Raw genomic sequence first — 24,978 nt, 5'->3', positions numbered from 1 at the left:
CTCATAAACGTATCGACAGGCCATCGGCCAACGATTGCCGGTAGGCGCGCCAGGCCGGCACGCTGCCCATCAGCAGGGCTGCGACGAGAATACCGCCGAGCAGGGTCCATTCATATTCGCTCGGCAACGACAGCGGCAGGTCCAGGCCGTAGTTGGCCTGCAAATACCCGCGAGACGCGGCGATGCACACATACAACAGGCCGACGCCGGCGATCACGCCCGACAATGCCAGGGCGAACGCCTCGAAGATCAGCAAGGTCGCGATGTGCCAGGGCCGCGCGCCCACCGACCGCAGGATCGCCATTTCCCGGCGCCGCTCGTTGAGGCTGGTGAGGATCGCGGTGAGCATGCCGATCAAGCCGGTCAGCACCACGAACAGCGAGATCACGAACAGCGCCTTTTCGGCGGTGCCCATCATGCTCCACAGCTCTTGCAGCGCCACGCCCGGCAGGATCGCCAGCATCGGCTCGCCACGGAATTCGTTGATCTCCCGTTGCAGGGCGAAGGTGGAAATCTTGTTGTTCAGGCCGAGCATGAACGCGGTGATGGCTTGCGGCGTCAGGTCCATGTTGCGGGCCTGATCGGCGCTGATCCGGCCTTTGCCCTGGGCCGGTACGCCGTTGTGCCAGTCGATATGGATCGCTTCCATGCCGCCGAGGCTGATATGCAGCGTGCGGTCCACCGGGGTGCCGGTGCGCTTGAGAATGCCGACCACGGTGAACGGCTTGTCATCGTGCTTGACCAGGCTGACCACCGCCACGCCATGGGCCAATACCAGCTTGTCGCCGAGTTTGTAATGCAGGGCGTCGGCCACTTCGGCGCCGAGCACCACTTCGAACGGGTCGGTGGCGAAGGCGCGACCGCTGGCGAGTTCGAGGTTTTGCCGGCGGCCATATTGGTAGTGTTCGAAATAGGATTCGTTGGTGCCCATCACGCGGTAGCCGCGGTGGGAGTCGCCGAGGGAAATCGGGATCGCCCATTTCACCTGGGGGCTGGCGGCGAAGTGCTCGTAGCTGTCCCAGCGAATGTTGTTGGTGGCGTTGCCGATGCGGAACACCGAATACAGCAGCAAATTCACCGAGCCGGAGCGCGCGCCGACGATCAGGTCGGTGCCGCTGATGGTGCTGGCGAAGCTGGCGCGGGCTTCGGTGCGTACCCGTTCCACCGCCAGCAACAGGCACACCGACAGGGCGATGGCGAAGGCGGTGAGGATCGCGGTAAAGCGGCGGTTAGCCAGGCTGGCCATGGCTAGACGAAACAAATACATCTCAAACCTCTACGGGCGTGGCGGCGCGATTGAGTTCGGCCAGCGACAGGTTGCGGTCGAACAGCGGCGCCAGGCTCTGGTCATGGCTGACGAACAACAGGCTGGCGCCTGCTTCGCGGCACTCGGCGAACAGCAGCTGAATGAAGGCTTCCCGGGCGTCGTAGTCCAGGGCTGAAGTCGGCTCGTCGGCGATTACCAGTTCCGGTTGGCCAATCAGCGCGCGGGCGGCGGCCACCCGTTGTTGCTGGCCGATGGACAGGGAATCGGCGCGGCGTTCCAGCAGGCTTTTGTCCTTGAGGCCCAGGTGGGCGAGCAAGGTCGCGGCGGCCTGGTCGACGCTGCCGTGGCGCTGGATCGCCCTTTGCGCCCGCAGCTTGGAGAAGTGACAGGGCAACTCGACGTTCTCGCGCACCGAAAGAAACGGCAGCAGGTTGAACTGCTGGAAGATGTAGCCGGTGTGGTCGACGCGAAAGCGGTCGCGGGCGCCGGCCGAGAGTTCGGTCAGCTCCTGGCCCAGCAGGCGAATGCTGCCGCGACTGGGCTTTTGCACACCGCCCAACAGGCCCAGCAAGGTGGTCTTGCCACTGCCGCTGGGGCCCTTGAGGAACAGGGTTTCACCCGGCTCCAGGCGAAACGCCGGGATGTCCAGCAACTGCGGGTGACCGGGCCAGTTGAAGCCCAGGTCAGACAGTTCGATAAGTGCTTGGGTCATAGGAAATCAGTGGTCTGGCTCGATTTGAATGATGACACCGATCAACTGTAGGAGCTGGCTTGCCTGCGATGGCAGCACCGCGGTGTTTCTGGAGCACCGCGGTGTCTGCATCGCTGGCAAGCCAGCTCCTACAGAAGGGGGGTTACATCAGAATTTCAGCGTAGCTGCCTGCGCCGTCGCTTCTACACCCTGCTGGCCGCTCGGGCCAATGAGTTGTACCTGAATTTTCTGGGTGGCGGGGAAGGTCTTGAACACCTGGGTCAGGTCGAGGTTGCTCAACGCAGTCGGGGTGGCGCAGTTGAACTGGTAGTGAGCGTGGATTTCGCTGTGGTCGTGATGATGCTCGTGGGCGGCGGCACCTTTGCCATCGGTGGCGTGGTCGTCATCGTCGTCGTCATGGTCGGCTTCAGGCTTGTCGCCGAACAGCGGGCTGTTCAGTTCCTGGGTGCTGATCACGCAACCGGCGGCCTTGGGCAGGCTGAACAGCACCAACGGTTGCTCAAGTTGCTTGCGCGCAGCAGCGACCTTGGCCTTGTCGCCAGCGGTGGTGGCCAGGTGTTCGAAACCCACCAGGTTCATCGCCGGGCTGTCCAGCTCCAGCTCCAGGGCCTGGCCGTCGAGCACCGCATTGAGGCGGCCGACACCGTGTTCGTGAGCACCCAGGCTGCCGTGCTCGTGATCATGGTCGTGCTCGTCGGCAGCCTGGGCGATGGCCAGTGGCAACAGGGCAAAGGGCAAAGCGAGCAGCAAACGGCGCATGGTGGAGCTCCCGGATAAAGATGAAAGTTTTGTTATGTGATCTTATAACAATTTTGCGACGAGTTTGACCGCCTGCTTGGCGTAGCGCAAGACGCGTGGGAGCATGCTCGTCAGAAAAGTGCGGGAGTGAGTGCGATGTTGAGAATTCGTGGAACCGTCGGCGACCTGCCGGTGGACTTGACCCTGGAGCTGGATGACGGCGACTGGGCCCGGCTGGGCGCGCAGTTGCAGGCCAGCAAAACCCCGAGTGCCGAGCCCGTGATGGCACCGGCGGCGGGGAACCTGGACGAGAGCCTGTGGCAAGCCGCGCAGGACTTGCTGCGCAAGGCCGGCCAACTCAACGGGCTGGAACTGCTTGATCAACTGGAAGGATTGGCCGGCAGCGCCTCGGCGGGCAAGCGCCTGCTGGTGCGCCTGCGCCATAGCGCCAAGGTCAAGGTGGCCAGCGGCGGGGATACGCCGCTGTACAGCTGGATCGAGTAAGGGTCAGTACAACGCGGCGAACAGCTTGCGGCGGTAAACCGTGACAAGCGGGTGCTCGTTGCCGAGTAATTCGAACACCTGCAGCAGTGTTTTGTGGGGCAGGCCTTCGCTGTAGCTGCGGTTGCGGATGAACAGCTTGAGCAAGCCATCCAACGCGGCGTCGTATTGCTGGCGCGCCAGTTGCTGCACGGCCAGTTGATACGCCGCCTCGTCATCCTGCGGGTTTTGTGCGAGACGGGCTTTCAAGTCGGCAGCGTCCGGCAGGTCGGCGGCCTGGCGCAGGAAGGTGATCTGCGCCTTGGCGCCGGCCAGTGCGGCCTTGTGCTCATCGCTCTTGACCGCATCGAGCACGCTTTGCGCTTCGCCCAGCTCACCGCGTTCGGCCAGGCAGCGTGCGTACAGGATCAGCGCGGCGGCGTTGGTGTTGTCTTCGCCCAGCAAGGTCACCAGCACGGCTTCGGCGTCGATGATACGGCCTTCGGCAAACAACGCCTGGGCCTGCTCCAGCGGATCAGCCGCAGCAGGTGGCGGCATCTGCACATGGGGCTCCAGCATCGCGCGCACGGCGGATTCGGGCTGCGCACCGGCAAACCCGTCCACTGGCTGGCCGTCCTTGAACAGCACCACCGTCGGCAGGCTACGAATGCCAAAGCGCGAGACCACGTCTGGCTCGGCGTCGCAGTCGACCTTGGCCAGCAGCAACTCACCCTGATAACTCTCGGCAATCTTCGCGAGCATCGGCATCAACGCCTTGCACGGCGCGCACCACTCGGCCCAGAAATCCACCAGCACGGGTTTTTCGAAGGAATTCTGGATCACCGCCTGGTCGAACGTGGCGGTGGTGGCGTCGAAGATGTACGGCGTGGGCTCACTCATGGGGTATCTCGAAGAAAGCGGGGAATGGGGCAACTATAAGGGTTGGTGGGGTTGGCTGAAAGCGGGGCGGTCTCAGGATCGCTATCGCAGCCAAGCCAGCTCCCACATTGACTGCATTCCAAAGGTGGAACTCGGTCAATGTGGGAGCTGGCTTGCCTGCGATGGTCTCAACGGCGCCGCGAATGGTACAGGCTCACCTTGCGAAACTCCCAGGGCTCGGCCAGGTCGGGCAGTGTGAGGGCATCGAGGATTTCCAGGCGCTGGTAGTCCGGGTGCTGGAAGTCCCGAACCCGGGAATCGGCGACCAGCGCTTCGCGGCCCCGGGTGAGGAACTGGTCCAGCAGCGGCAGGTTCGCCCGGTCGTACAGCACATCGGCGACCAGGATCAGGTCAAACCGGTCGGCTTCGGCGAAGAAGTCTTCTGAATAATCCAGTGTTACGCCGTTGAGTTCGGCATTCGCCCGGCAGGCGGCCAGGGCCAGCGGATCAAGGTCGCAAGCCACCACTTCCAGCGCGCCGGCTTTTACCGCGGCTATCCCGGCAACACCCGAGCCCGCGCCGAAATCCAGCACCCGCTTGCCCGCAACCCACTCGGGATTGGCCGCCAGGTATCGCGCCAGCGCCAAACCGCTGGCCCAGCAAAAGCTCCAGTACGGTGGCTCATGCAGGATGCGCCGGGTTTCTTCGGGGCTGAAGGCGCGGTCCATGTTGTCGGCGTCCAGCAGCCACAGCGACAACGCCGTGCCCGGCAGCGGGTAGGGCACCAGTTGGGCGTCGCCGATCAGTTCGCTGAGGGCGCGTTGCAGGTCCAGCGGTGGCGTCATGGTGCGGGAACGAGTTGCAGCGGGCCGGTGGTCTGGGTGATCGCTTGGGTGATGCGCACGGGCGGCAGGTGCAGGATCAACTGGCCGGACTGGCTGGCGCGGCCACGCAGTTCAACGCGTCCGCCTGCGGGGAAGGCTTCGGGGTTGAAGCGCAGGCGGAAGGCCAACGGCTTGTTGTTGCCGATCAGCACGCTGCTGGCGAGCAGTTGTTGCGGGCGCGAGCGGTCGTCGATCACCAGCAGTGCCAGTTCAACTTCCGCACCGGCAGGTACGCCGTTCAATTGGCCGCTGACTTCACGCTGGAAGGCGGGCAACGGGCCCAGGTCTTCTTCCACGCCAGGGATTTTTTTCTCTTGCTGAGGGGCAGCAACGGGCGCGGCAGGTTTTGGGGTATGGCTGCTGCAGGCGACCAGGAAACCAAGCAACGTGAGCAAAACAAGTGGTCGTAACTGCATGTACGGCTCCAGAAAGGACAAAATCCGTGGCTTAAAAAATATGAAACATAATAGTCAGCCTATATACCGTAAAGGCTATGGCTTGTCTTGCCACGGGGATGCGCTACCATGGCCCTCCCATTTTTTGTTGCCTGCCACCATGCACTGTCCCTTCTGCGGTGCCAACGACACCAAGGTCATTGACTCGCGTCTGGTCGCCGAGGGCGAACAGGTGCGTCGCCGGCGTGAATGCCTGGCCTCTGGCTGCGGTGAACGTTTCACCACCTTCGAAACCGCCGAACTGGTATTGCCACGTCTGATCAAGACCGACGGCAGTCGCCAGCCTTTCGACGAAGAAAAACTGCGCGCCGGAATGCAGCGCGCCCTGGAAAAACGCCCGGTGAGTGTCGAGCGGCTGGAAGCGGCGCTGGTGCACATCAAGCATAAGCTGCGGGCTACCGGCGAGCGCGAAGTCAAATCCCTGGTCGTTGGAGAACTGGTGATGGCCGAGCTGCAAAAGCTCGACGAAGTCGCCTATATCCGTTTCGCCTCGGTGTATCGACGCTTCCAGGACCTCAACGAGTTCCGCGAAGAGATCGACCGCCTGGCCCGTGAGCCGGTAAAAGAATGAACCCACCTTCGGCAGAACAAGCGGTGCTCGACGCCCATTACATGGCCCGTGCCCTGGAATTGGCGCGCAAGGGCCTGTACACCACGCACCCCAACCCACGGGTTGGCTGCGTGATCGTGCGTGACGGGCAGGTTGTCGGCGAAGGCTGGCACGTGCGCACCGGCGAGCCCCATGCGGAAGTCCACGCCCTGCGGGCAGCGGGCGACAGGGCCCGGGGCGCCACCGCCTATGTGACCCTTGAACCGTGCAGCCACCACGGGCACACGCCACCATGCGCCGATGCACTGGTGAATGCCGGCTTGGCCCGCGTTGTCGCCGCGATGCAGGACCCGAACCCGGAAGTCGCCGGGCGTGGCATGCGCCGTCTGGCCCAGGCCGGGATCGAGACTTACAGCGGCTTGCTGGAGAATGAGGCGCGGGCGCTTAACCCGGGCTTCCTCAAGCGCATGGAACATGGCCTGCCGTTTGTGCGGGTCAAGTTGGCCATGAGCCTGGACGGTCGCACCGCGATGGCCAACGGCGAAAGCCAGTGGATCACCGGCCCGGCCGCCCGTGCCGCTGTGCAGCGTTTGCGGGCCCAGGCCAGTGTGGTGCTGACCGGCGCCGACACGGTGTTGGCCGATGGCGCTCGCCTGACGGTGCGCGCCGCCGAACTGGGCCTGGACGAAGAGACCACCGCCCTGGCGATGTCCCGCCCGCCGCTGCGTGTATTGATCGACGGCCGCCTGCGGGTGCCGTTGAATGCGCCATTCTTCAAGGCCGGCCCCGCGCTGGTCATCACCTGCGTGACGCCGGACAACCAGTACCCCACCGGCCCCGAGTGCCTGGTGGTGCCGGGTGTCGACGGCCAGGTCGACCTGCGTTCCGCGCTGGTGGCCCTGGCGGCCCGTGGCGTCAACGAAGTGTTGGTGGAAGCCGGCCCAAGCCTGGCCGGTGCCTTCGCCCAGCAAGGCCTGGTGGACGAGTACGTTATATTCGTCGCCGGCAAGTTCCTCGGCTCCGCTGCCCGCCCTTTGTTGGACTGGCCGCTTGAGAAACTGGCCGACGCCCCCCAACTCAAGATCACTGAAATGCGCGCTGTGGGCGACGACTGGCGAGTCACTGCCATTCCTGTGCCATCAGCGAGCGTATAATTCCCGGCCTGCGCCACGTCTTCAGGAGAACGGCATGTTCACCGGCATCATCGAATCCATCGGCAGCATCCGTGCAATGACCGCAAAAGGCGGCGACGTACGCCTGCTGGTTGAAACCGGCAAGCTCGACCTGAGCGACGTCAAACTGGGCGACAGCATCGCCGTCAGCGGTGTGTGCCTGACCGTCATCGAGTTGCCTGGCAACGGCTTTGCCGCCGATGTCAGCCGGGAGACCCTGGACTGCACTGCGATGAACGACCTCAAGAGCGGCAGCCCGGTGAACCTGGAAAAAGCCCTGACCCCGACCACCCGTCTCGGCGGGCACCTGGTCAGCGGCCACGTCGACGGTGTGGGCGAAGTCGTCGCCCGCAGCGAAAACGCGCGTGCCGTGGAATTCCGTATCCGCGCGCCCAAAGAGCTGGCCAAGTACATCGCCCACAAAGGCTCGATCACCGTCGACGGCACCAGCCTGACCGTGAACGCCGTGAATGGCGCCGAATTTGAACTGACCATCATTCCCCACACCCTGAGCGAAACCATCATGGCGTCGTACCAGCCAGGTCGCCGGGTGAACCTGGAAGTCGACTTGCTTGCCCGTTACCTGGAGCGCCTGTTGTTGGGCGATAAGGCCGCAGAGCCGACCGGGAGTAACATCACTGAAAGTTTTTTAGCCGCTAACGGCTACCTTAAATCCTGACCCAAGGGGGTGCCGCGTGGCGCTCAACAGCATCGAAGAACTGGTTGAAGACATCCGCCAAGGCAAGATGGTCATCCTCATGGATGACGAAGACCGCGAGAACGAAGGCGACCTGATCATGGCCGCCGAGTGCTGCCAGCCGGAACACATCAACTTCATGGCCAAGCACGCCCGTGGCCTGATCTGCATGCCGATGAGCCGCGAACGTTGCGAGCTGCTCAAGCTGCCGCTGATGGCACCGCGCAATGGTTCGGGGTTTGGCACCAAGTTCACCGTGTCCATCGAAGCCACTACCGGTGTGACCACCGGCATCTCCGCTGCTGACCGCGCCCGCACCGTACAAGCCGCCGCCGCGAAAGACGCCAAGGCTGAAGACATCGTCAGCCCGGGCCATATCTTCCCGCTGATGGCCCAGCCGGGTGGCACCCTGGCTCGCGCCGGCCACACCGAAGCTGCCTGCGACCTGGCGCGCATGGCCGGTTTCGAGCCGAGCGGGGTGATCTGCGAAGTGATGAACGACGACGGCACCATGTCCCGTCGCGCCGAACTGGAAGAATTTGCCGCGCTGCACAACATCAAGATCGGCACCATTGCCGACCTGATTCACTACCGGATGATCCACGAACGTACCGTTCAGCGGATTGCCGAGCAGCCCCTGGACAGCGAACTGGGCCAGTTCAACCTGGTGACCTATCGTGATTCCGTGGAAGGCGACGTGCACATGGCCCTGACCCTGGGCACCATCTGCGCTGAAGAGCCGACCCTGGTGCGAGTGCACAACATGGACCCGCTGCGCGACCTGCTGATGGTCAAGCAGCCGGGGCGCTGGAGCCTGCGGGCCGCGATGTCCGCGGTGTCCGAGGCTGGCAGCGGTGTTGTATTGCTGCTGGGGCATCCGCTGGATGGCGACGTGTTGCTGGCGCATATCCGCGAAACTGCCGACCATGCGCCGGTGAAAAAACCGACCACCTACAGCATCGTCGGTGCCGGTTCGCAGATCCTGCGGGACCTGGGCGTGCGCAAAATGCGCCTGATGAGTGCGCCAATGAAATTTAATGCCATATCCGGTTTCGACCTGGAAGTAGTAGAATACGTGCCCTCCGAATAAAGGCCGGCGTTGTTTACCCCTTGTTCGCGGTTCAAATATCACTGAGGGGCGCGCACCAAGCGCGTCCCGGCTCTTTAAGAGATTTGTCGAATGACCCTGAAGACCATCGAAGGTACCTTCATCGCCCCCAAAGGCCGCTATGCCCTGGTGGTTGGCCGCTTCAACAGCTTCGTGGTTGAAAGCCTGGTAAGCGGTGCCGTGGATGCCCTGGTTCGCCACGGTGTGAGCGAAAGCGACATCACTATCATCCGCGCTCCTGGCGCCTTCGAAATTCCACTGGTTGCGCAGAAAGTTGCACAGCAGGGTGAATACGCGGCGATCATCGCCCTGGGCGCGGTCATTCGTGGCGGTACTCCGCACTTCGAATACGTGGCTGGCGAATGCACCAAGGGCCTGGCCCAGGTGTCCATGGAGTTCGGCGTGCCGGTTGCCTTTGGCGTGCTGACCGTTGATTCCATCGAGCAAGCCATCGAACGTTCCGGCACCAAGGCCGGTAACAAAGGTGCTGAAGCTGCCCTGTCCGCCCTGGAAATGGTCAGCCTGCTGGCACAGTTGGAGGCCAAGTGATTAGCGACGACAGCGATCAGTTCAACCCCCAGGACCCGCGCCCGGCAGACGCCGGCAAGCCCTCGAAAAGCGAAAAGCGTCGTGCGGCCCGCCAGCTTGCGACCCAGGCCCTGTACCAGCGCCACATGGCTAAAACCTCGCTGAACGAAATCGAGGCGCAGTTTCGCGTCGACAACGATTTCAGCGCGGCCGATGCCAGCTACTTCCACGACATCCTGCACGGCGTTCCGGCCAACCTGCCGGAGATCGACGCTGCACTGACGCCGTGCCTGGACCTGGCGATCGAAGAGCTGGACCCGGTGGAACTGGCCGTATTGCGCCTGTCCACCTGGGAACTGCTCAAGCGCGTCGACGTGCCGTACCGCGTGGTGATCAACGAAGGGATCGAACTGGCGAAAGTCTACGGTTCCACCGACGGTCACAAGTTCGTCAATGGCGTGCTCGACAAGCTGGCCCCGCGCCTGCGTGAAGCCGAAGTGAAGGCGTACAAGCGCTAACTGGCGCTTGCTGACGCAATGGGCGAGTTTGAGCTGATCCGCAACTACTTCGCCGCCGCGCCTTGTGCGCAGGGCGGTGCAGGCATTGCACTGGGGATTGGCGACGACTGCGCCTTGCTGGCGGTTCCCTCCGGGGAACAGCTGGCGATTTCTACCGATACCCTGGTGGCCGGCGTGCATTTTGCCGACCCCTGCGATCCGTTCCTGCTCGGCCAGCGCTCGCTGGCGGTGGCAGTCAGCGACCTGGCGGCCATGGGTGCCAACCCCCTCGCGTTTACCCTTGCCCTTACCACCCCGACGGTTGATGCCGATTGGCTGCAACGCTATGCCCAGGGTTTGAACGCCATGGCCCAGGGTTGTGGCGTGGTGTTGGTGGGCGGCGACACCACCCGTGGGCCGCTGAGCCTGACCATGACCGTGTTTGGCCGGGTGCCGGCGGGCCAGGCCTTGACCCGCAGCGGTGCGCGGCCTGGCGACTTGCTGTGTGTGGGCGCAGAGTTGGGCAACGCCGCCGGTGCATTGCCGCTGGTGCTGGGGCAGCGCACGGCAGAGGCGGCGATCGCCGAGCCGCTGCTGGCCCATTACTGGTCGCCGCAACCGCAGTTGGCGCTGGGCTTGGCGCTGCGAGGCAAGGCCACGTCTGCCATGGATATTTCCGACGGCCTTCTGGCTGATTGCGGGCATATCGCCAAGGCGTCGGCTGTCAGTTTGTTGATCGAGCAGCAAAAGCTGCCGTTGTCGGCGGCCTTGCTGGCGTTCGTCGGTGAGGCGGATGCCCGTGTGGCCGCGCTGAGCGGTGGTGATGACTACGTATTGGCGTTCACGTTGCCGCCCGCCGAACTGGCGCCGCTGTTGGCTGCCGGTGTGCCAGTGCATGTGATCGGCCGGGTCGAGGCGGGGCAGGGCGTTGCCCTGCTGGATGCGTCTGGGCAGGACATCACGCCGGTCATTCGTGGCTATCAACATTTCTGAAAGGCATAGAACCAAGCTGAAGGCCAATCGAACCTATTGATCTTTATCAGCGATAATTCAGCTTAAGCGTCTGTAGGAACCTACTGTTACAATCCCACCCCTGTGAAATCTGAAATCAGGAGCACAAGGTGCCCGTCGTTTTCGTCGCTGCTTCCAAGCTGCCAACCCCTTTTGCCACGTTCACCATGAATGGCTTTCTTGAAGAAGCCACCGGGCGCGAACACGTTGTTCTCAGCCTCGGTGACGTGGCGGACGGCGCCCCGGTGCTCGGCCGTGTGCACTCCGAATGCCTGACCGGCGACGCCCTGTTCAGCCAGCGCTGTGACTGTGGCTCGCAACTGGAAGCTGCCATGCAAGCCATCGCCCGCGAAGGCCGTGGCGTGTTGCTGTACCTGCGTCAGGAAGGCCGTGGCATTGGCCTGCTGAACAAGATCCGCGCCTACGAGCTGCAAGATGGCGGCGCCGACACTGTAGAAGCCAACGAGCGCCTGGGTTTTGCTGCTGACCAGCGCGACTACGCCATCTGCCTGCCGATGCTCCAGCACCTGGGCGTCAAATCCCTGCGCCTGATGACCAACAACCCGCGCAAGGTCAAAGCCTTGACCGACATGGGCATCACCGTCGCCGAGCGCGTGCCGCTGCACACCGGCCACAATCCGCACAACAAACTGTATCTCGCCACCAAGGCCAGCAAGCTCGACCACATGATGGGCAACGAGCACCAGGGCGAGGTCGACCGGGCGTGACGCGCGGCCAGGTCAAGCGGCGACTGTCATTTAACTGGTGGCAATACCTGGCGTTGGCGCTGGCCCCGTTGTTTGTGATCAACCTGGTGTTTGGCAAGGTCGAGCCCTTGCTGCCGGTGCTGGCGATGCCGTTTTTTATCGCAGGCGTAGCCTCGATGTTTGTCAGCCTGCGGTACTTCCATGGCTATAAACACGCGCTGATCGCCACCGGCAAAGCCCTCGATACCCCCGAAGAACCGGCTGCCTGGATCACCCTCGCGGCCCGTCGGCGCGTGGCGTTGCTGGTGGCCGCGCTGCCGGCCTGGGTCGGCGCGCTGGCGGTGTTTGTCGGGCTGGAAGCGGTGCCGCTGTTTCTGCTGGCGCTGTCGACTCTGGTGCTGTTCTACCTCTACCGCATCCCGCGTCAGTTGGGTTGATGCGCGCCTGGCTGGCGGTGTGGCTGCTGGTCGTCGCGGCCCAGGCAGCGGCGGTCGAGCGGGTTGTGAGCCTTGCACCGTCGTTGTCTGAAATCGTCGTTGAACTGGGCGCCGCCGATTTGCTGGTGGGCGTACTGGACGGCGGCGAGCGGCCACAGGCGTTGGCTAAGGTGCCGTCGGTAGGCAATTACGGGCAGTTGGACATGGAGCGGCTGCTCAGCCTCAAGCCGGATTTGATCCTGCTGTGGCCCGGCAGCGTCGGCCCGGCCCAGCGTGAACAGCTTCAACGCCTGAACATCCCGGTGTTTGTCGCCGAACCCCACAGCCTCGAACAACTCACCTCACAGGTCGAAACCATTGCCCGGCAACTCGGGCGGGCGGAGGCTGGCCGGCAATTGGCCGCGCAGCTGCGTCAGCGCTTGGCCGAGCTGCGCTTGCGCTATCACCGGGCCGAGCCGTTGCGCGTGTTTTATCAGGTGTGGAACCAGCCGCTGTACACCGTGGGCGGCGGGCAGATCATCAGCGATGCGCTGGATGTGTGCGGCGCGCGCAACGTGTTCGACGACCTCAAATTGCCCGCGCCGCAGGTCAGCATCGAGTCGGTGCTGCAGCGCAATCCCGAGGTGATTCTGGCGGGTGATCAGGCGCAGCGGGATGCCTGGAAGGCCTGGCCCCAGGTGGCGGCGGTGGCTGGCGGGCGTTTGCTGCTGGTGCCTGACAAGGGCCTGGAACGGCCCAGCGGGCAGATGCTGGAGGCGGTGGCGCGGTTGTGTCAGGTGATTGCACCGGGGCTGTGAGACCGCTATCGCAGGCAAGCCAGCTCCCACATTTGACCGAGTCGTCTGGATAAACACCGTCCCTTGTGGGAGCCGGGCTTGCCCGCGATAAGGCCGGTGCAGACGACCTAGATTTCCGGCGTCCAGGTCACCCCGAACATCAACGCACGGCCTTCTTCCCGATAGCCATATTGCTGGCCTTGGTACTGATACAGCGCCCGGCTGTAGTCTTTGTTCAGCAGGTTATCGAGCTTCATTTCCAGGGTGATCTCGTGATTCACCGCCCAACTGCCCCGTAGACCGAGCAACCCATACCCGCCCAGGCGTTGCTGGTTCGCCGGATCGTCGTAGCTGCTGCTCACCGCCTGCCAACTGGCGCCGACGCCGAACTGGTCGAATTGGCGGTCCAGGTCCAGGCTCACGGTGCGCCGGGCTCGACGCGCCAGTGTGCGCCCAGTGTCGCGGTCCCGTGGATCGATCAGGGCGACGCCCAGGCTGCTTTGCCAACCGAACAGTTCTTGCTTGAGCGCCGCTTCGAAGCCGTTGATACGTGCTGAACTGACGTTTTGCGGGCCGCCGCTGGCGAACACGATCGCGTCCTGAATGTCGGTGCGGTACAGCGAGGCTTCGAGCCGGCTGGCGTCGCTGAGTTGGCTGCGCCACTGTACTTCGTAGCTTTTCGAGGTTTCGGGTTTCAGGTTCGGGTTACTGTTTTTGAAGCCGAATTCGTCCGGGTAGTAAAGGTCGTTGAACGTCGGTGCCCGGAAGCCTTCGCTGTAGCTCAGTAGCAAATCATTATCCGGGTTCAACGGCAGAGTGAACGTGCCGCTCCAGCTATTGTGGCCGCCGAATTGCTGGTTATCGTCGCGGCGCAGTCCCAGTTCCGTGGAGAAAGATTGCGCCTGGAAACGGTGCTGGATAAACGCCGCGCGGTTCCAGCGACTGTCTTCGGCGAACGCTGTGCTGCTGTTGACCTGGTCCTCGTACCAGTCGCCGCCCAGGATCAGGCTGTTCTGGTCGTTCAGCGTCAGGTCGTTCTGCCAGTTCAGCGAGTTGCGGTAGGTGTTGAACACGCTGCGTTCGATGCTGAGCTTGTCCAGGGTCTGTTCGCGGTTTTCGCTGTGGCCCGCTTCCAGCCGCGATTTCCACACGTCATTGATCCGGGCGTCGACGTAGCTGCTGACGCTGCTCACGGTGAAGTCGGTGTAGGGCTTTTGCGGGGAGAACGAGTTGTCGAATTCACTTTTGCCGCGGTTATCCAGCACGTTCACGCCTGCTTCGATGTCATCGTTGAAGGCATGGCTCAGGCTGAAACTGAGGGCCTGGTTGCGATAGGCATCATGGTCGCGGTCGCTGGGGTACGAGGTGCGCGTACGATTGATCCCGGCCGTGTCATCCAGGCTGGCGCCCAGGTTGAAGCGGGTTTGCGCGTCGCCGCCGGACAGGCCCAGGCTGCGTTCCCACGTCTGGTTGCTGCCGAATCCCACATGCAGCCGGGGTTGCACGCCGGACTCGGTATTGCGCCGGGTGAAGATCTGGATCACCCCGCCAATCGCATCGCTGCCGTAGATCACCGAGCGCGAACCGCGCAGCACTTCCACGCGCTCAACCTGCTGGATATTCAGGTATTGCAGGTTGCTGGTGCCGCTGGTGGAACTGCTAATGCGCTGGCCGTCCACCAGCACCAGGCTCTGGGCGGTCGAGGTGCCGCGAATGTACACGTTCGTCTGGCTGCCACGACCACCACTTTGCGCCACCTGCACGCCGGGTACGCGGCTGAGCAAGTCGCTCACGCTGGTGGGTTGCAGGCGGTCGATGTCGTCGCGGGTGAAGACGGTGTTGGCGGCGCTGCTGTCGTTGCGCGCCTGGACCTGGCGGTTGGCGCTGATCACCACGTCGGGCAGCTTGAGGGCTTCGTCGCGTTCGAAGCTGTCGGCGAGCAGGTCGGTGGCGGGCAGTAACAGAAGGGGCAGGGCAAGGCGAAGGCGGATCATGGGCTGTCCGTAGCTTTTGAAGTTGGCATAGAACAAATGTGGGAGGGGCTTGTGTGGGAGCCGGGCTTGCCCGCGATGCAGGCACCTCGGTGTGTCAGTTACACCGAGGTGGGGCTATCGCAGGCAAGCCCGGCTCCCACAGAAGCCAGCTCCCACATTTTTAATCGCGTTCCTACAGGCCCAGCAGGGTCATGCGCTGACGAACCGAAGCTTCAATCCCCGCTTCATCCAGCCCGCACTCAGCCAGCATCTGCGCCGGCTTGGCATGCTCGACATACACGTCCGGCAAGCCCAGGTGCAGCACCGACTTGAGGATGTTCTCCCGCGCCAGGAACTCACTGACTGCCGCACCGGCACCGCCCATGATGGCGTTTTCTTCGATGGTTACCAGCAGCTCATGGCTACCGGCGATCTCGCGCACCAACGCTTCGTCCAGCGGTTTGACGAAACGCATGTCCACCACGGTGGCGTCGAGCTTCTCGGCCACTTTCAAAGCTTCGGCCAGTTGTACGCCGAACACCAGCAAGGCAACGCCACTGCCCTGGCGACGAACGATGCCCTTGCCGATCTCGATAGGCTCAAGGTCCTTTTCGATCACCGCATTCGGGCCATTGCCGCGCGGATAACGCACGGCCGCCGGGCCGTTGTACAGGTGGCCGGTGCTGAGCATCTTGCGCAGTTCGTTCTCATCGCTCGGGGTCATCACCAGCATGCCGGGGATGCAACGCAGGTACGACAAATCGAAGCTGCCGGCGTGGGTCGGGCCGTCTTCGCCCACCAGGCCGGCACGGTCGATGGCGAACAGCACGTCGAGGTTCTGCACCGCCACGTCATGAATCAGTTGGTCATAACCGCGCTGCAGGAAGGTGGAATAGATCGCTACCACCGGCTTGGCGCCTTCACAGGCCATGCCGGCGGCGAAGGTCACGGCGTGTTGTTCGGCGATGGCCACGTCGAAATAGCGCAGCGGGAAACGCTCGCTGAACGCCACCAGGTCGGAACCTTCCTTCATCGCTGGAGTGATGCCCACCAGGCGCGGGTCGGCGGCGGCCATGTCGCACAGCCATTCGCCGAACACACCGGAATACTTCGGCCCGCTGGGTTTCTTCGGCGCGGCGGCCGGGGCGTCCAGGGGTTCAAGCTTGGTGATCGCGTGGTAACCAATCGGGTCGACTTCCGCCGGAGCGAAGCCTTTGCCTTTCTTGGTGACGATGTGCAGGAACTGCGGGCCCTTGAGATCGCGCATGTTGCGCAGGGTGGCGATCAGGGTTGGCAGGTCGTGGCCATCGATCGGGCCGATGTAGTTCCAGCCCAGCTCTTCGAACAGGGTGCCGGGAACCAGCATGCCCTTGGCATATTCTTCGGTACGACGGGCAATTTCCCACGCGCCGGGCAGACGCGAGAGCACCTTCTTGCTGCCTTCACGCATGCTGGCGTAAGTACGGCTGGAGAGGATCTTTGCCAGGTAATTCGACAGGCCGCCGACATTGCGCGAGATCGACATGTCGTTATCGTTGAGGATCACCAGCATGTTGGCGTCCACTTCCGGCGCATGGTTCAGCGCCTCGAAGGCCATGCCGGCGGTCAACGCGCCATCACCGATCACCGCAATCGCCTTGCGATCACTGTTCTGCAGCCGGGCGGCGATGGCCATGCCCAGCGCTGCACTGATGGAGGTGCTGGAGTGGCCGACGCCAAAGGTGTCGTACTCGCTCTCGGAGCGGCGCGGGAAGGCGGCGATGCCGTCCTTCTGGCGCAGGCTGGCCATGCGCTCGCGGCGTCCGGTGAGGATCTTGTGCGGATAGGCCTGATGACCCACGTCCCACACCAGCCGGTCGTCCGGGGTGTCGAACACGTAATGCAGCGCAATGGTCAGCTCGATGACGCCCAGGCCGGCACCGAAATGCCCACCGGTCTGGCCGACCGTGTAGAGCAATTCCAGGCGCAACTCATCGGCCAGGGTTTCCAGCTCGGCTTCACCCAGGCGGCGCAGGCCGGCCGGCGTGTTGGCGCGGTCCAGCAGGGGCGTGGCCGGGCGCTTGCGGGGAATCTCTTGGAACGTCGTGGGCATCAGGCGAATCGTTATAGGTATAGAAGAGGCGGCAGTTTACCTCAAGCATCGCAAACTGCCCACGCAGAGCGCCGAACTTGGCTGATATGCGGTGGAAAAGGCCAGTGCTGTCAGTGGCGGCGTTCGACGATATACCGCGCCAGATCACGCAGTGGCTCGGCAGCCGCGTCGAAAGGTCGCAGGGCATCGAGTGCCTGGTCCCGCAGTTCCAGGGCGTAGGCCTTGGCGGCTTCCAGGCCGAGCAGCGAAGGATAGGTCGGCTTGTCCCGTGCGATATCGGCACCCTGGCGCTTGCCGAGGGTCGCGGTATCACTTTCAACGTCGAGAATATCGTCCTGCACCTGGAACGCCAGGCCGATGGCCCGCGCGTAGGTCTGCAAGGCTGCCAGTTGTGCGGCGTCGGCACGGCCACTGGCCAGGGCGCCGAGGTGCACGGCGGCCTCGATCAGCGCACCGGTCTTGTGGCGGTGCATGTATTCCAGGGCTTGTTGATCGAGCTTGAGGCCGACCGAGCCCAGGTCAATCGCCTGGCCGCCTACCATCCCGGCCGGGCCTGCCGCTAATGCCAGCGCGGTGACCATACGCAAGCGGATCTCGGCGTTGACGCGGCTCAAGCGCGGGTCCAGCAGGGCGCTGAACGCCAGGCTTTGCAGGCCGTCACCGGCGAGAATCGCACAGGCTTCATCGAAGGCTTTATGGGTGGTGGGCTGTCCGCGACGCAGATCGTCGTCGTCCATCGCCGGCAAATCGTCGTGTACCAGGGAATAAGCGTGAATCAACTCCACCGCACAGGCGGCGCCGTTGGCTTCCTCCGCCTGGGCGCCGAGTGCTTCGCAGGCCGCGTAGGCGAGCAACGGGCGCACGCGCTTGCCGCCATTCATCACGCTGTAGCGCATGGCCTCATACAGGCGGGCCAATTCAGGAGTAGGCGCAACAAACAGCGGCTCCAGCGCAGCATTGACCCGGGCCTGGCTGCCGGCCTGATAAGCGTCGATCATTCAGGCTGTTCCGCATCGAAAGGTTCTTCGGCCAACTCCCCGTCGCGTTCCAGCAACACCTGGACCTTCTGCTCCGCCTGCGCCAGGGCGCTCTGGCAGTCACGGGTCAGGCCGATGCCTTGCTCGAATGCGGTCAACGAGTCTTCCAGCGACAACTCGCCGTTCTCCATACGCTCGACCAGCGCTTGCAGGTCGGCGAGGGATTGTTCGAAATCGAGTGCAACTTTTTTGCGGGCCATGGCGGCTATTCCGGTAGACGGTAAACCGGCGCGACACTAGCAGACATGGGGGATTGGGGCAAATGAGTGGGGGGAATTGCCTTGTAAATCAGTCACCTTGGGTGTTGATTTGGTAACGGGTGCTGCGCCCGCCGCCGGGTAACCGAACCAGGCAGTTTTTTTCCAGAAGATCGGCCAGGTGTCGAGTCGCCGTGGCCTTGGACACTTCGGCCACGGCCTGATACTGGGCGGCGCTGATCCCGTGCTCAAAGCTCTTGTCGCCGCCGTCGAGCAAGCGATTCAAGACTTTGGTCTGTTCAGCGCTGAGTGCGTGGTCCCGATGCCGTTGCCAGAAGCGACTTTTGCCCAGCACCCGGTCAATCCGCGCCATGGCCTGCTGCAGGCTACGAAGCAGGGTTTGCAGGAACCACTCAAACCAATCGGTCACATCCAGCGTGGCTTTTTGACCGGTTTCCAGTGCGCCGTAATAGCCCGCCCGGTCTTCAAGGATGCTCGCCGACATCGCGTAGAAGCGGATGGCCTGGTTCTCTGCCTGGGCGAGCGCGAGGTCAGTAATCGCCCGCGTCAGACGACCGTTGCCATCATCGAAGGGGTGCAGTGTGACGAACCAGAAATGCGCCAGGCCTGCGCGCAGCAATGGGTCGAGGGCCGCATGATTCCGGCTGGCTTCAAACCATTCGATGAAATCGCCCAGAGACTGCTCCAGCCCTTGGCGAAGTGGCGCCTCGAAATGCACAGTGGGCCGGTCCAGTCGTCCCGACACAACCTGCATCGGCTCATCGCCCCTTAGCGCGCCTACGTTCAAGGCGTGCGTGGAAAAGCGGGCTTCCTCGGCGGGAAACAACCATCGATGCCAGTTAAATAGACGGGTTAGGGTAAACGGCTGAGCAAACTGTTGTGTGGCGTCCACCATCAAGTCCGCCAGGCCCTCGCTGCGCCGGCTCACGGAGCCATCCTGCAATTGCTCAAGGCCCAGGCGGCGGGCCAGGGAAGATCGTACCGAGCCGACGTTGAGTTGCTCACCCTCGATTGCCGAGGACGTCAGGATATTTTGCAGCAAGGCATCCAGTTCATTCTCCGAACTCTGCGCCTGGCTGACCGAACCGAGCATGCCCAGCAACTTTCCCTGCGCCTGTGTGCACTCACGCAACAAGGCTGCAAGGCGCTCTGGTTGCCAGTGAAAGTGCGGCCAGTCAGGTTGCTGCCAGATCCAGTTCGGGTGATCCATGGCGGTGTGCTCGGTGGGTGAGCCGAATAGAAGGCTTATTCGGCTCATCGTCCAGTCAGCCGCGCACGATCAAGATGCGACGGGTGAGGGCTGTGGTGCGCAGTTTTTGGGTGCTGATCAGCGCGTCCAGGGCACTGTCGACCTGATTCAGATTGAAGCTGGCGTTGATGGTGCGTTGTCCGACTTTATCGTCGAGCCAGATCACGTGGCCACCTTGATAGCGCACCAACTCCTCAAGCACCTCGCGCAAGGGTGCGTCTCGCACGCTCAGCAGCCCTTTGCGCCAGGCCAGCAGGCGTTCGGCGTCGACGGCTTGGGGGGCTTGCACATATCCGCTCACCACGCGCAACTGTTCGCCCGGCTGCAGCGTTTGGTGTTGCCCGGAGGCGGCTACTTCAACACTGCCGCGCAACAGAATGACCTCGTCGGATTTGTCGTTATGTGCGATGGAAAACTCGGTGCCCAGCGCCCGAACCCGAGTGCCGCCGGCTTGCACAATAAATGGTCGGTCGTCGTGGCTGACTTGCAGGTACACACGGCCTCTTCGCAGATTTACCCGGCGCTCATCTGAGGTGAGGTCGATATCGAGCGCGCTGTCGCTGTCCAGATGCAGGTGTGAACCGTCGGCCAGGGTGATGTCCTGTTGTTGCCCTATGCGGGTGGTGTAGTCACTGCCCCAACTGCAGATCGGCGGGGTACCCAGCCATATCGCGCCGGCGGCGAGTATCAGGCAGGCAGCGGTGGCGTAGGTTCGGCGTCGGGAAATCGGCTGACGGCGATCTGGTTTGTGTGCTGCTCGGGAGGGGCGATCCAGCAACTGCCAAAGCGTCTCGGCGTTTTGGTAGGCGTGGGCATTCAGCGGGTCTTCGCGCCACTGCGCAAACGCGGTGAGCTCCTGAGACGTCACGGTTTCCCCACGCAGGTGGGTAAACCAGTCCAGGGCTTGCTGATCACGTTCGGACGGCGAAGGGGTGGGTTGATCGTTCATCGGGACTCGGTTGCTTGCAGGGCTGCGGTGCAATGGGCCATGGCCTTGTTCAAATGTCGCTCCACCGCCCGGGCATCAATATTCAGACGGACGGCAATCTCCTTGTAGCTCAATTGCTCAACCCGGGCCAGCAGAAACACTTCGCGAGTCGGCGAGGGCCGCCCGTCGATCAGGCGTTGCAGGTGTTCCAGAGTATTGCCGGCGATTGCACTGTTCTGCGGGTCAGCGTCGCCGGTCAGGGTTTGCAATTCATGGTCATCGTTGATGCCACGCACGCGATTGCGCCGGGCGTGGTCGATGCTCAGGTTATTGGCGATGCGGTAGAGAAAAGCGCGTACGTTGCCCATCTTGGCGACTTCGCTGTTCATCAGCCGGATGAAAGCGTCTTGCAACAGGTCGTTGGCGGTTTCACGGCAGTTTACCCGGCGGGTCAGGTAGGCCAGGAGTTCGCCGCGGTGCTGGCGGTAGAGCGGGCCGAGGTTGCGGTTGCCAGGGGAATCGGGCATGGCGGCGCTTTTGGGGGAGTGGTTGAGGTGGGGATGGTATAGGGGATGAGAATTTGTCGTAAGAATGAGGAGTTGTCTGAGCGGCTGTTTGTTCTGCAGATCTTTAATGTTTGGATGTTGGTGTTTCAGAAAAAGAAGAATATACCTGTGTTGTTTTTCAACGCGGTATTAGTGAGTTTTATAAGCTTTTTTAATAGCTCGGGATTCTCAGGGATTGCAGCGCTCATTAGGATGGCGAGCGTATTCGTCAGATCGTTTGCACCCTGAATGCTTTCATCTTCATAATCGTCAATTATTTTTCCAAGCTTTGAGTTTATATCCACAATTATTCCTGATTTTGTTAGTTGTTGGTGTTCTGCTTCGCTCAGGTGCAGTTGTTCTAGTTTGCTCTCAGGGCATACGTCCAAGTCGAGAAGTTTTAAGGCTTCTTGGGTCAGGGGGACGGTTATCAGCTTCATTCAAAAGATTTCATTTGGAAGTGAGTGACTTGTAGTGTTAACTGTTTGCTGTGTATCTAGTTGCTTGATCGCAGTTTTTGGTGTTCCAGTATAGGGCTGATTGAACTTAAATGTACCCTTGGGGTGGAGTTGGATGAGAGTCTAGTGGTTCTGCGTTGATCGGCAGTGGGTTTTAGCTTACAGATTTGTTGGGTAGAAGTAGATGGCGGCTGTTGTCAAATGCACATGGGCTGGTTTTTGTTTGGGAGCCTTGTTTAGCTCAATAAGGGCGATGGAGCCATTAATACGTATAGCTGCGTGTTCGTCATCCATTGATATCAGTTCGGCTGTTACGTATGTTCTACCCGCTGCTGAGTAAATCTGATCAACGTTTTTGGACGATGGTTTGATATTTTTGCCCCAGCAAAAAATATCATCCAGACTAACCTCAACCTCGCATTCCTTTCCGATTTCTGGACACGTTCCCACCCATAAGGCTACTCCGTTGCCGACAAGTGAGTGAAAACTAACCTCTAAAACGTCGCCTTTCGAAACTACATTAGTTATTTTTACTAGCATATTTTTCCTTCAGTGAGTATGTTTATTTGATCGTGCTTTATACGTATTAAGCGTCAGCTATACCAGGCTATAAGTAAAGCTGTCACTTATTCAGGGTTTCATCGGTCGGCTTCCAGAACTCAAGGTCTTGCATATGACGTTCCAAGTCATCCATGTCGTCTTCCCCCAAGGTAGTATCAAAGCCTTCGCATATTAACCTTCGGACCTTTGCCAGGCGGCCAGTGATGCCGAAGTTGTCTATGAATTTAGTGGTGGCATCTTGGTATTCATTTTGCGGTTTTCCGATATAGTATGTTCCCATTTTTCGCAATGAAACTAGCATGAATTCGATTTCTTTTAATGCTTCTAAAGCGTTTTTTCCGGATATGGTTATTTCTTTGTTTTGTTTTAACATATTATTTTCTCTTTACAAATTTAGGGTTAATTAGCTTTAGGTTTCCTTCGACGGTTAGCTCCAAGTAACCATAGCGCGGATTTTTCAGCCATTCCAGCATGTGTTTCGGAGCATCTGTCTCTACATAGTCTCGTCCTCGACTCAAGTCAACCTGATAGCGGTCTTGGACGTCGGCAGCACTTAGAACCTTATTTTTTGCTGGTTCCATGTAAACACGATTGTTGTCATGCGCGAAAATCTCTCCTGCTTGTTCTATTCCGGTTAATCCTTTTCTGTTGGTGTAGTGCCTAACCCTGACAGTTTGTTCTTTTTTTACGGCTGCGCTTGGCGAGCGTGGGGAGTTGTGATTGACGCTTGCACTGCTTGCTGGATTTCCGACCTTGACGTCCGGTTTACAACCATCCGCAGCCGGACAGGTATTCAACCCCAACGGATCCACCCACCCCGTCGGGTTGGGCACGTACTGGTATCCGTTCAGCCCACCCGCCAGTTTCACCGGATCAGGCGTCAGATAGCGACCAACGTCCGGATTGTAGTAGCGATGGCGGTTGTAGTGCAGGCCGCTTTCGGGGTCGAAGTATTGGCCCTGGAAGCGCAACGGGTTGGTGACGGTGTTGACGTCCAGCTTCGCGAGTTGGCCGTAGGCGCGGTAGTGGGCGGACCAAACGATTTCGCCGTCGGGCGCGGTGAGTTCTTGTGGGGTGCCAAGGTGGTCGAGTTGGTAGTGGAAGGGTTTTGCGTCTTCCGGGCCGTAGCCTTTCAGCAGCGCTAGCGGGCGGAAGCTGTTGGGTTCGTAGAGATAGCTCTGATGATGATTGGCGCTGTGTTCGGCGATCAGCGTGTCGCCTTGCCAAAAAAACTCGGTGGTTTGGCCTTTTATCGTTTTGGTGATGCGCCGACCGAACGGGTCGTAGCGGTAGCTGGCCTGTGTGCCGTCCGGTTGGATGACACTGATCAGTCGATGCTGGCAGTCGTAGCGGTACTCGGTGACCAGTTGCTGGGCTCGGCCCCGACGTTCGCGCAGGAGGTTGCCGAAGGCGTCGTAGTCGTAATGACGGTCGCCTTGCATCAGCAGGCGGTTGCCTTTGACTTCGCTCGGGCCGACGCGGTCTTGCATCAGCAGATTGCCCGCCGGGTCGTGAACGAAGCGTTCCTGCAGGTCGTGCGAGTGGTCGGCGCGGGTCAGGCGGTCGAGCGGGTCGTAGTGGTAGTCGTGCTGGCCTTTGCGGGTGTCGAGGATGCGGGTGAGGTTGCCGCGTTTGTCGTAGTCGTATTGGCGGCGTTGGTGGCGTTGTTCCTGTTGGGTGATGGCGTGGGCGTGCAGGCGGCCCTGTTCGTCGTAGTGATAGTGGCTGAGGAGCTGGCCTTGTTGGCGCTGGTGTTCGCGGCCGGATTTGAACAGGTGCGAGGTGAGCGGGTTGCCATTCAGTTCGACGGTGGCGAGGTCGCCTCCTTTGTCGTGGTGGAAGGCGAGGCGGTTGTTATCCGGAAGGCGTAATTTTTCGAGTTGGCCGCATTCGTCATAGCCATAGCGCAAGGTGCCCCAGCCCTGATGTTCGGCGGTGAGGCGGTTTTGCAGGTCGTATTCGTAGTGCAGCGGCCAGTGGCCGTCGTCGACGCTGAGGAGGTTGCCGAGTCGATCGTAGGTGTAATCGACAATGCTGCGGTCGTGCAGGGTTTTTCTTACGAGGCGACCGGCTGCATCGCGCTCATATCGGGTAACCAACTGACTCCCATCGTCACCGTATTCGGTCTTTTCCAGCAGATGCCCGGCGAGGTCGTAGACGTAGGCGGTACGTCGGCCATCAAAGCCGGTTTCCTGCTGGATCAGGCCGTTGGCGTGATAGTCGAGCCGATAGGTTTCGCCGACTTCATTTTCAATCTCAGTCAGTAACAACCGGGCATTGTCGTAACGGTATTTGAGCTGCGTGCCGTCGGGATTAATCCGACGGCTGATCAGGTGCAAACCGTCTGCATACTCATAGCGAGTAACCCGACCCAGTTCATCGCGCTCGGCAGTGATTTTTCCGTACGGGTTGTAGCTGAATTCGCGGGTTGCCCCACCGGGCTGAATCACCTTCAGCAAACGACCTACGGCGTCCCACTGATACTGGGTCAGCGCACCATACTCATCCACGCAGGCAACCTGCCGGCCCAGGTCGTTGTAGCGATAACGCCGTACACCGCCATTCGCCAGCTTCTCCTCGATTAGCTGGCCACGTTCATTCCAGATAAAGCGCTGACTGCTGTTGTCCGGATGCCAAACGCCGCTGAGCTTGCCGTGTTTGGTGTAGGTGTATTCGGTGTAGTTACCGTCCGGATCGGTCTTGCGGGTGATATCGCCCTGGTCGTTACGCTGGTATTTCCAGACCGCCTCACCACGGCGTACAACTCGAACGAACCCGTTGTCATGCTCGTAGGACGTGGGTGCATCGTCCCCGGGAAACAGCGCAATCAACCGACCGGCTTCGTCGTACTGATACGCCGTCACCGACCCCAGCGGATCCTGCTCAACCGTCAGCCGGCCTTTTTCATCGTAGGATTTGAAGTGCTCGGCACCGTCCAGATCAATCCGCTGCACCAGCCGTGCGCGCTGGTCGTGGACGTAGACTTCCTGGCTGCCATCGGCGTTGTGCACGGTGACGC

General features: G+C 61.4%; 28 protein-coding genes. 11 read left to right on the top strand and 17 right to left on the bottom strand.

The features are described 5' to 3' along the window. Window position 1: 1 nt before the first annotated feature. The 3 genes from V3W39_RS28070 to V3W39_RS28060 form a co-directional block, all read right to left on the bottom strand. Window positions 2-1,267, bottom strand: a complete 1,266-nt coding sequence (locus tag V3W39_RS28070; protein ID WP_177046120.1) for an ABC transporter permease — start codon at window positions 1,265-1,267, stop codon at window positions 2-4. A gap of 1 nt (window position 1,268) precedes the next feature. Beyond that, window positions 1,269-1,979 (bottom strand): ABC transporter ATP-binding protein, encoded by a 711-nt coding sequence (locus tag V3W39_RS28065; protein ID WP_177115686.1) that lies wholly within the window; start codon window positions 1,977-1,979, stop codon window positions 1,269-1,271. 147 nt (window positions 1,980-2,126) lie between these two features. Then, window positions 2,127-2,738, bottom strand: a complete 612-nt coding sequence (locus V3W39_RS28060) for a DUF2796 domain-containing protein (RefSeq protein WP_330213782.1) — start codon at window positions 2,736-2,738, stop codon at window positions 2,127-2,129. A gap of 135 nt (window positions 2,739-2,873) precedes the next feature. Between V3W39_RS28060 and V3W39_RS28055 the strand changes: the two genes are divergently transcribed. Then, a complete protein-coding gene (locus V3W39_RS28055; RefSeq protein WP_177078069.1) occupies window positions 2,874-3,221 on the top strand; it encodes a hypothetical protein in 348 nt (115 codons plus the stop codon). Between the two features lie 3 nt (window positions 3,222-3,224). On the opposite strand, the gene trxA is transcribed toward V3W39_RS28055, so the two are convergent. From trxA to V3W39_RS28040, 3 genes are all read right to left on the bottom strand, one after another. Next, window positions 3,225-4,097: a thioredoxin gene (gene trxA, locus V3W39_RS28050; protein ID WP_330213781.1), complete on the bottom strand. Its 873-nt coding sequence runs from the start codon at window positions 4,095-4,097 to the stop codon at window positions 3,225-3,227. A 167-nt stretch (window positions 4,098-4,264) separates the two neighbouring features. Beyond that, a complete protein-coding gene (locus V3W39_RS28045) occupies window positions 4,265-4,921 on the bottom strand; it encodes a class I SAM-dependent methyltransferase (protein WP_177120305.1) in 657 nt (218 codons plus the stop codon). After that, the gene (locus V3W39_RS28040) at window positions 4,918-5,376 is read right to left on the bottom strand and encodes a YbaY family lipoprotein (protein ID WP_177046108.1); all 459 of its coding nucleotides are present in this window, start codon (window positions 5,374-5,376) and stop codon (window positions 4,918-4,920) included. The genes V3W39_RS28045 and V3W39_RS28040 overlap by 4 nt, the downstream gene beginning before the upstream one ends. Before the next feature lie 139 nt (window positions 5,377-5,515). Here V3W39_RS28040 and nrdR point away from each other — a divergent pair, with 139 nt between their 5' ends. The 10 genes from nrdR (at window position 5,516) to V3W39_RS27990 (ending at window position 12,919) form a co-directional block, all read left to right on the top strand. Further along, window positions 5,516-5,986, top strand: a complete 471-nt coding sequence (nrdR, locus tag V3W39_RS28035) for a transcriptional regulator NrdR (RefSeq protein WP_010174661.1) — start codon at window positions 5,516-5,518, stop codon at window positions 5,984-5,986. Continuing rightward, window positions 5,983-7,119 (top strand): bifunctional diaminohydroxyphosphoribosylaminopyrimidine deaminase/5-amino-6-(5-phosphoribosylamino)uracil reductase RibD, encoded by a 1,137-nt coding sequence (gene ribD, locus V3W39_RS28030; protein ID WP_259196670.1) that lies wholly within the window; start codon window positions 5,983-5,985, stop codon window positions 7,117-7,119. The genes nrdR and ribD overlap by 4 nt, the downstream gene beginning before the upstream one ends. A 34-nt stretch (window positions 7,120-7,153) precedes the next feature. After that, entirely contained in the window at window positions 7,154-7,816 is a 663-nt protein-coding gene (locus V3W39_RS28025) for a riboflavin synthase (protein ID WP_177046104.1), read from the top strand. A gap of 16 nt (window positions 7,817-7,832) precedes the next feature. Continuing rightward, window positions 7,833-8,924 (top strand): bifunctional 3,4-dihydroxy-2-butanone-4-phosphate synthase/GTP cyclohydrolase II, encoded by a 1,092-nt coding sequence (gene ribBA, locus V3W39_RS28020; RefSeq protein ID WP_003209987.1) that lies wholly within the window; start codon window positions 7,833-7,835, stop codon window positions 8,922-8,924. A gap of 90 nt (window positions 8,925-9,014) precedes the next feature. After that, window positions 9,015-9,491 (top strand): 6,7-dimethyl-8-ribityllumazine synthase, encoded by a 477-nt coding sequence (gene ribH / locus V3W39_RS28015; protein WP_003209986.1) that lies wholly within the window; start codon window positions 9,015-9,017, stop codon window positions 9,489-9,491. Further along, window positions 9,488-9,988 carry a transcription antitermination factor NusB gene (nusB, locus tag V3W39_RS28010; protein WP_177046102.1) on the top strand — a complete coding sequence of 167 codons (501 nt, stop codon included), beginning with the start codon at window positions 9,488-9,490 and terminating at the stop codon, window positions 9,986-9,988. The genes ribH and nusB overlap by 4 nt, the downstream gene beginning before the upstream one ends. 18 nt (window positions 9,989-10,006) lie before the next feature. Then, entirely contained in the window at window positions 10,007-10,960 is a 954-nt protein-coding gene (thiL, locus tag V3W39_RS28005; RefSeq protein WP_330213780.1) for a thiamine-phosphate kinase, read from the top strand. A gap of 128 nt (window positions 10,961-11,088) precedes the next feature. After that, window positions 11,089-11,706, top strand: a complete 618-nt coding sequence (gene ribA, locus V3W39_RS28000) for a GTP cyclohydrolase II (protein ID WP_177046098.1) — start codon at window positions 11,089-11,091, stop codon at window positions 11,704-11,706. Beyond that, the gene (locus V3W39_RS27995; RefSeq protein WP_330213779.1) at window positions 11,703-12,122 is read left to right on the top strand and encodes an MFS transporter; all 420 of its coding nucleotides are present in this window, start codon (window positions 11,703-11,705) and stop codon (window positions 12,120-12,122) included. The genes ribA and V3W39_RS27995 overlap by 4 nt, the downstream gene beginning before the upstream one ends. Next, on the top strand, window positions 12,122-12,919 hold the full coding sequence (locus tag V3W39_RS27990; RefSeq protein WP_330213778.1) for a cobalamin-binding protein: 798 nt from the start codon (window positions 12,122-12,124) through the stop codon (window positions 12,917-12,919). Before V3W39_RS27995 ends, V3W39_RS27990 begins: the two co-directional genes overlap by 1 nt. A 107-nt stretch (window positions 12,920-13,026) precedes the next feature. Here the strand turns inward: V3W39_RS27990 and V3W39_RS27985 are convergent, their stop codons facing one another. From V3W39_RS27985 to V3W39_RS27935, 11 genes are all read right to left on the bottom strand, one after another. Further along, window positions 13,027-14,892 (bottom strand): TonB-dependent receptor domain-containing protein, encoded by a 1,866-nt coding sequence (locus V3W39_RS27985; protein WP_330213777.1) that lies wholly within the window; start codon window positions 14,890-14,892, stop codon window positions 13,027-13,029. A gap of 172 nt (window positions 14,893-15,064) precedes the next feature. Beyond that, window positions 15,065-16,963 (bottom strand): 1-deoxy-D-xylulose-5-phosphate synthase, encoded by a 1,899-nt coding sequence (gene dxs / locus V3W39_RS27980; RefSeq protein ID WP_177046092.1) that lies wholly within the window; start codon window positions 16,961-16,963, stop codon window positions 15,065-15,067. 110 nt (window positions 16,964-17,073) lie between these two features. Beyond that, the gene (ispA, locus tag V3W39_RS27975) at window positions 17,074-17,961 is read right to left on the bottom strand and encodes a (2E,6E)-farnesyl diphosphate synthase (protein ID WP_177046090.1); all 888 of its coding nucleotides are present in this window, start codon (window positions 17,959-17,961) and stop codon (window positions 17,074-17,076) included. Then, complete coding sequence (locus tag V3W39_RS27970) at window positions 17,958-18,200, bottom strand: exodeoxyribonuclease VII small subunit (RefSeq protein WP_010174693.1); 243 nt, start codon at window positions 18,198-18,200, stop codon at window positions 17,958-17,960. Before V3W39_RS27970 ends, ispA begins: the two co-directional genes overlap by 4 nt. Before the next feature lie 88 nt (window positions 18,201-18,288). After that, window positions 18,289-19,428 carry a Fic family protein gene (locus V3W39_RS27965; protein ID WP_330213798.1) on the bottom strand — a complete coding sequence of 380 codons (1,140 nt, stop codon included), beginning with the start codon at window positions 19,426-19,428 and terminating at the stop codon, window positions 18,289-18,291. 55 nt (window positions 19,429-19,483) lie between these two features. Further along, complete coding sequence (locus V3W39_RS27960) at window positions 19,484-20,416, bottom strand: FecR family protein (protein ID WP_330213776.1); 933 nt, start codon at window positions 20,414-20,416, stop codon at window positions 19,484-19,486. Then, window positions 20,413-20,922, bottom strand: a complete 510-nt coding sequence (locus V3W39_RS27955) for an RNA polymerase sigma factor (protein ID WP_177132448.1) — start codon at window positions 20,920-20,922, stop codon at window positions 20,413-20,415. The genes V3W39_RS27960 and V3W39_RS27955 overlap by 4 nt, the downstream gene beginning before the upstream one ends. Window positions 20,923-21,047: 125 nt before the next feature. Next, complete coding sequence (locus tag V3W39_RS27950) at window positions 21,048-21,380, bottom strand: hypothetical protein (RefSeq protein ID WP_177132450.1); 333 nt, start codon at window positions 21,378-21,380, stop codon at window positions 21,048-21,050. 177 nt (window positions 21,381-21,557) lie between these two features. Next, the gene (locus V3W39_RS27945) at window positions 21,558-21,938 is read right to left on the bottom strand and encodes a hypothetical protein (protein ID WP_259196678.1); all 381 of its coding nucleotides are present in this window, start codon (window positions 21,936-21,938) and stop codon (window positions 21,558-21,560) included. Window positions 21,939-22,020: 82 nt separating this feature from the next. Beyond that, a complete protein-coding gene (locus V3W39_RS27940) occupies window positions 22,021-22,332 on the bottom strand; it encodes a hypothetical protein (protein ID WP_177132454.1) in 312 nt (103 codons plus the stop codon). Between the two features lies 1 nt (window position 22,333). Next, the coding region (locus V3W39_RS27935) for an RHS repeat-associated core domain-containing protein (protein WP_330213775.1) at window positions 22,334-24,978 on the bottom strand (2,645 nt) is incomplete at its 5' end.

Source organism: Pseudomonas sp. Z18(2022) (assembly GCF_036346535.1).
Classification (GTDB): domain Bacteria; phylum Pseudomonadota; class Gammaproteobacteria; order Pseudomonadales; family Pseudomonadaceae; genus Aquipseudomonas; species Aquipseudomonas yamanorum_A.
The sequence above is the reverse complement of the archived record's forward strand: the minus strand, read 5'-3'. Positions and strand labels throughout refer to the sequence as shown.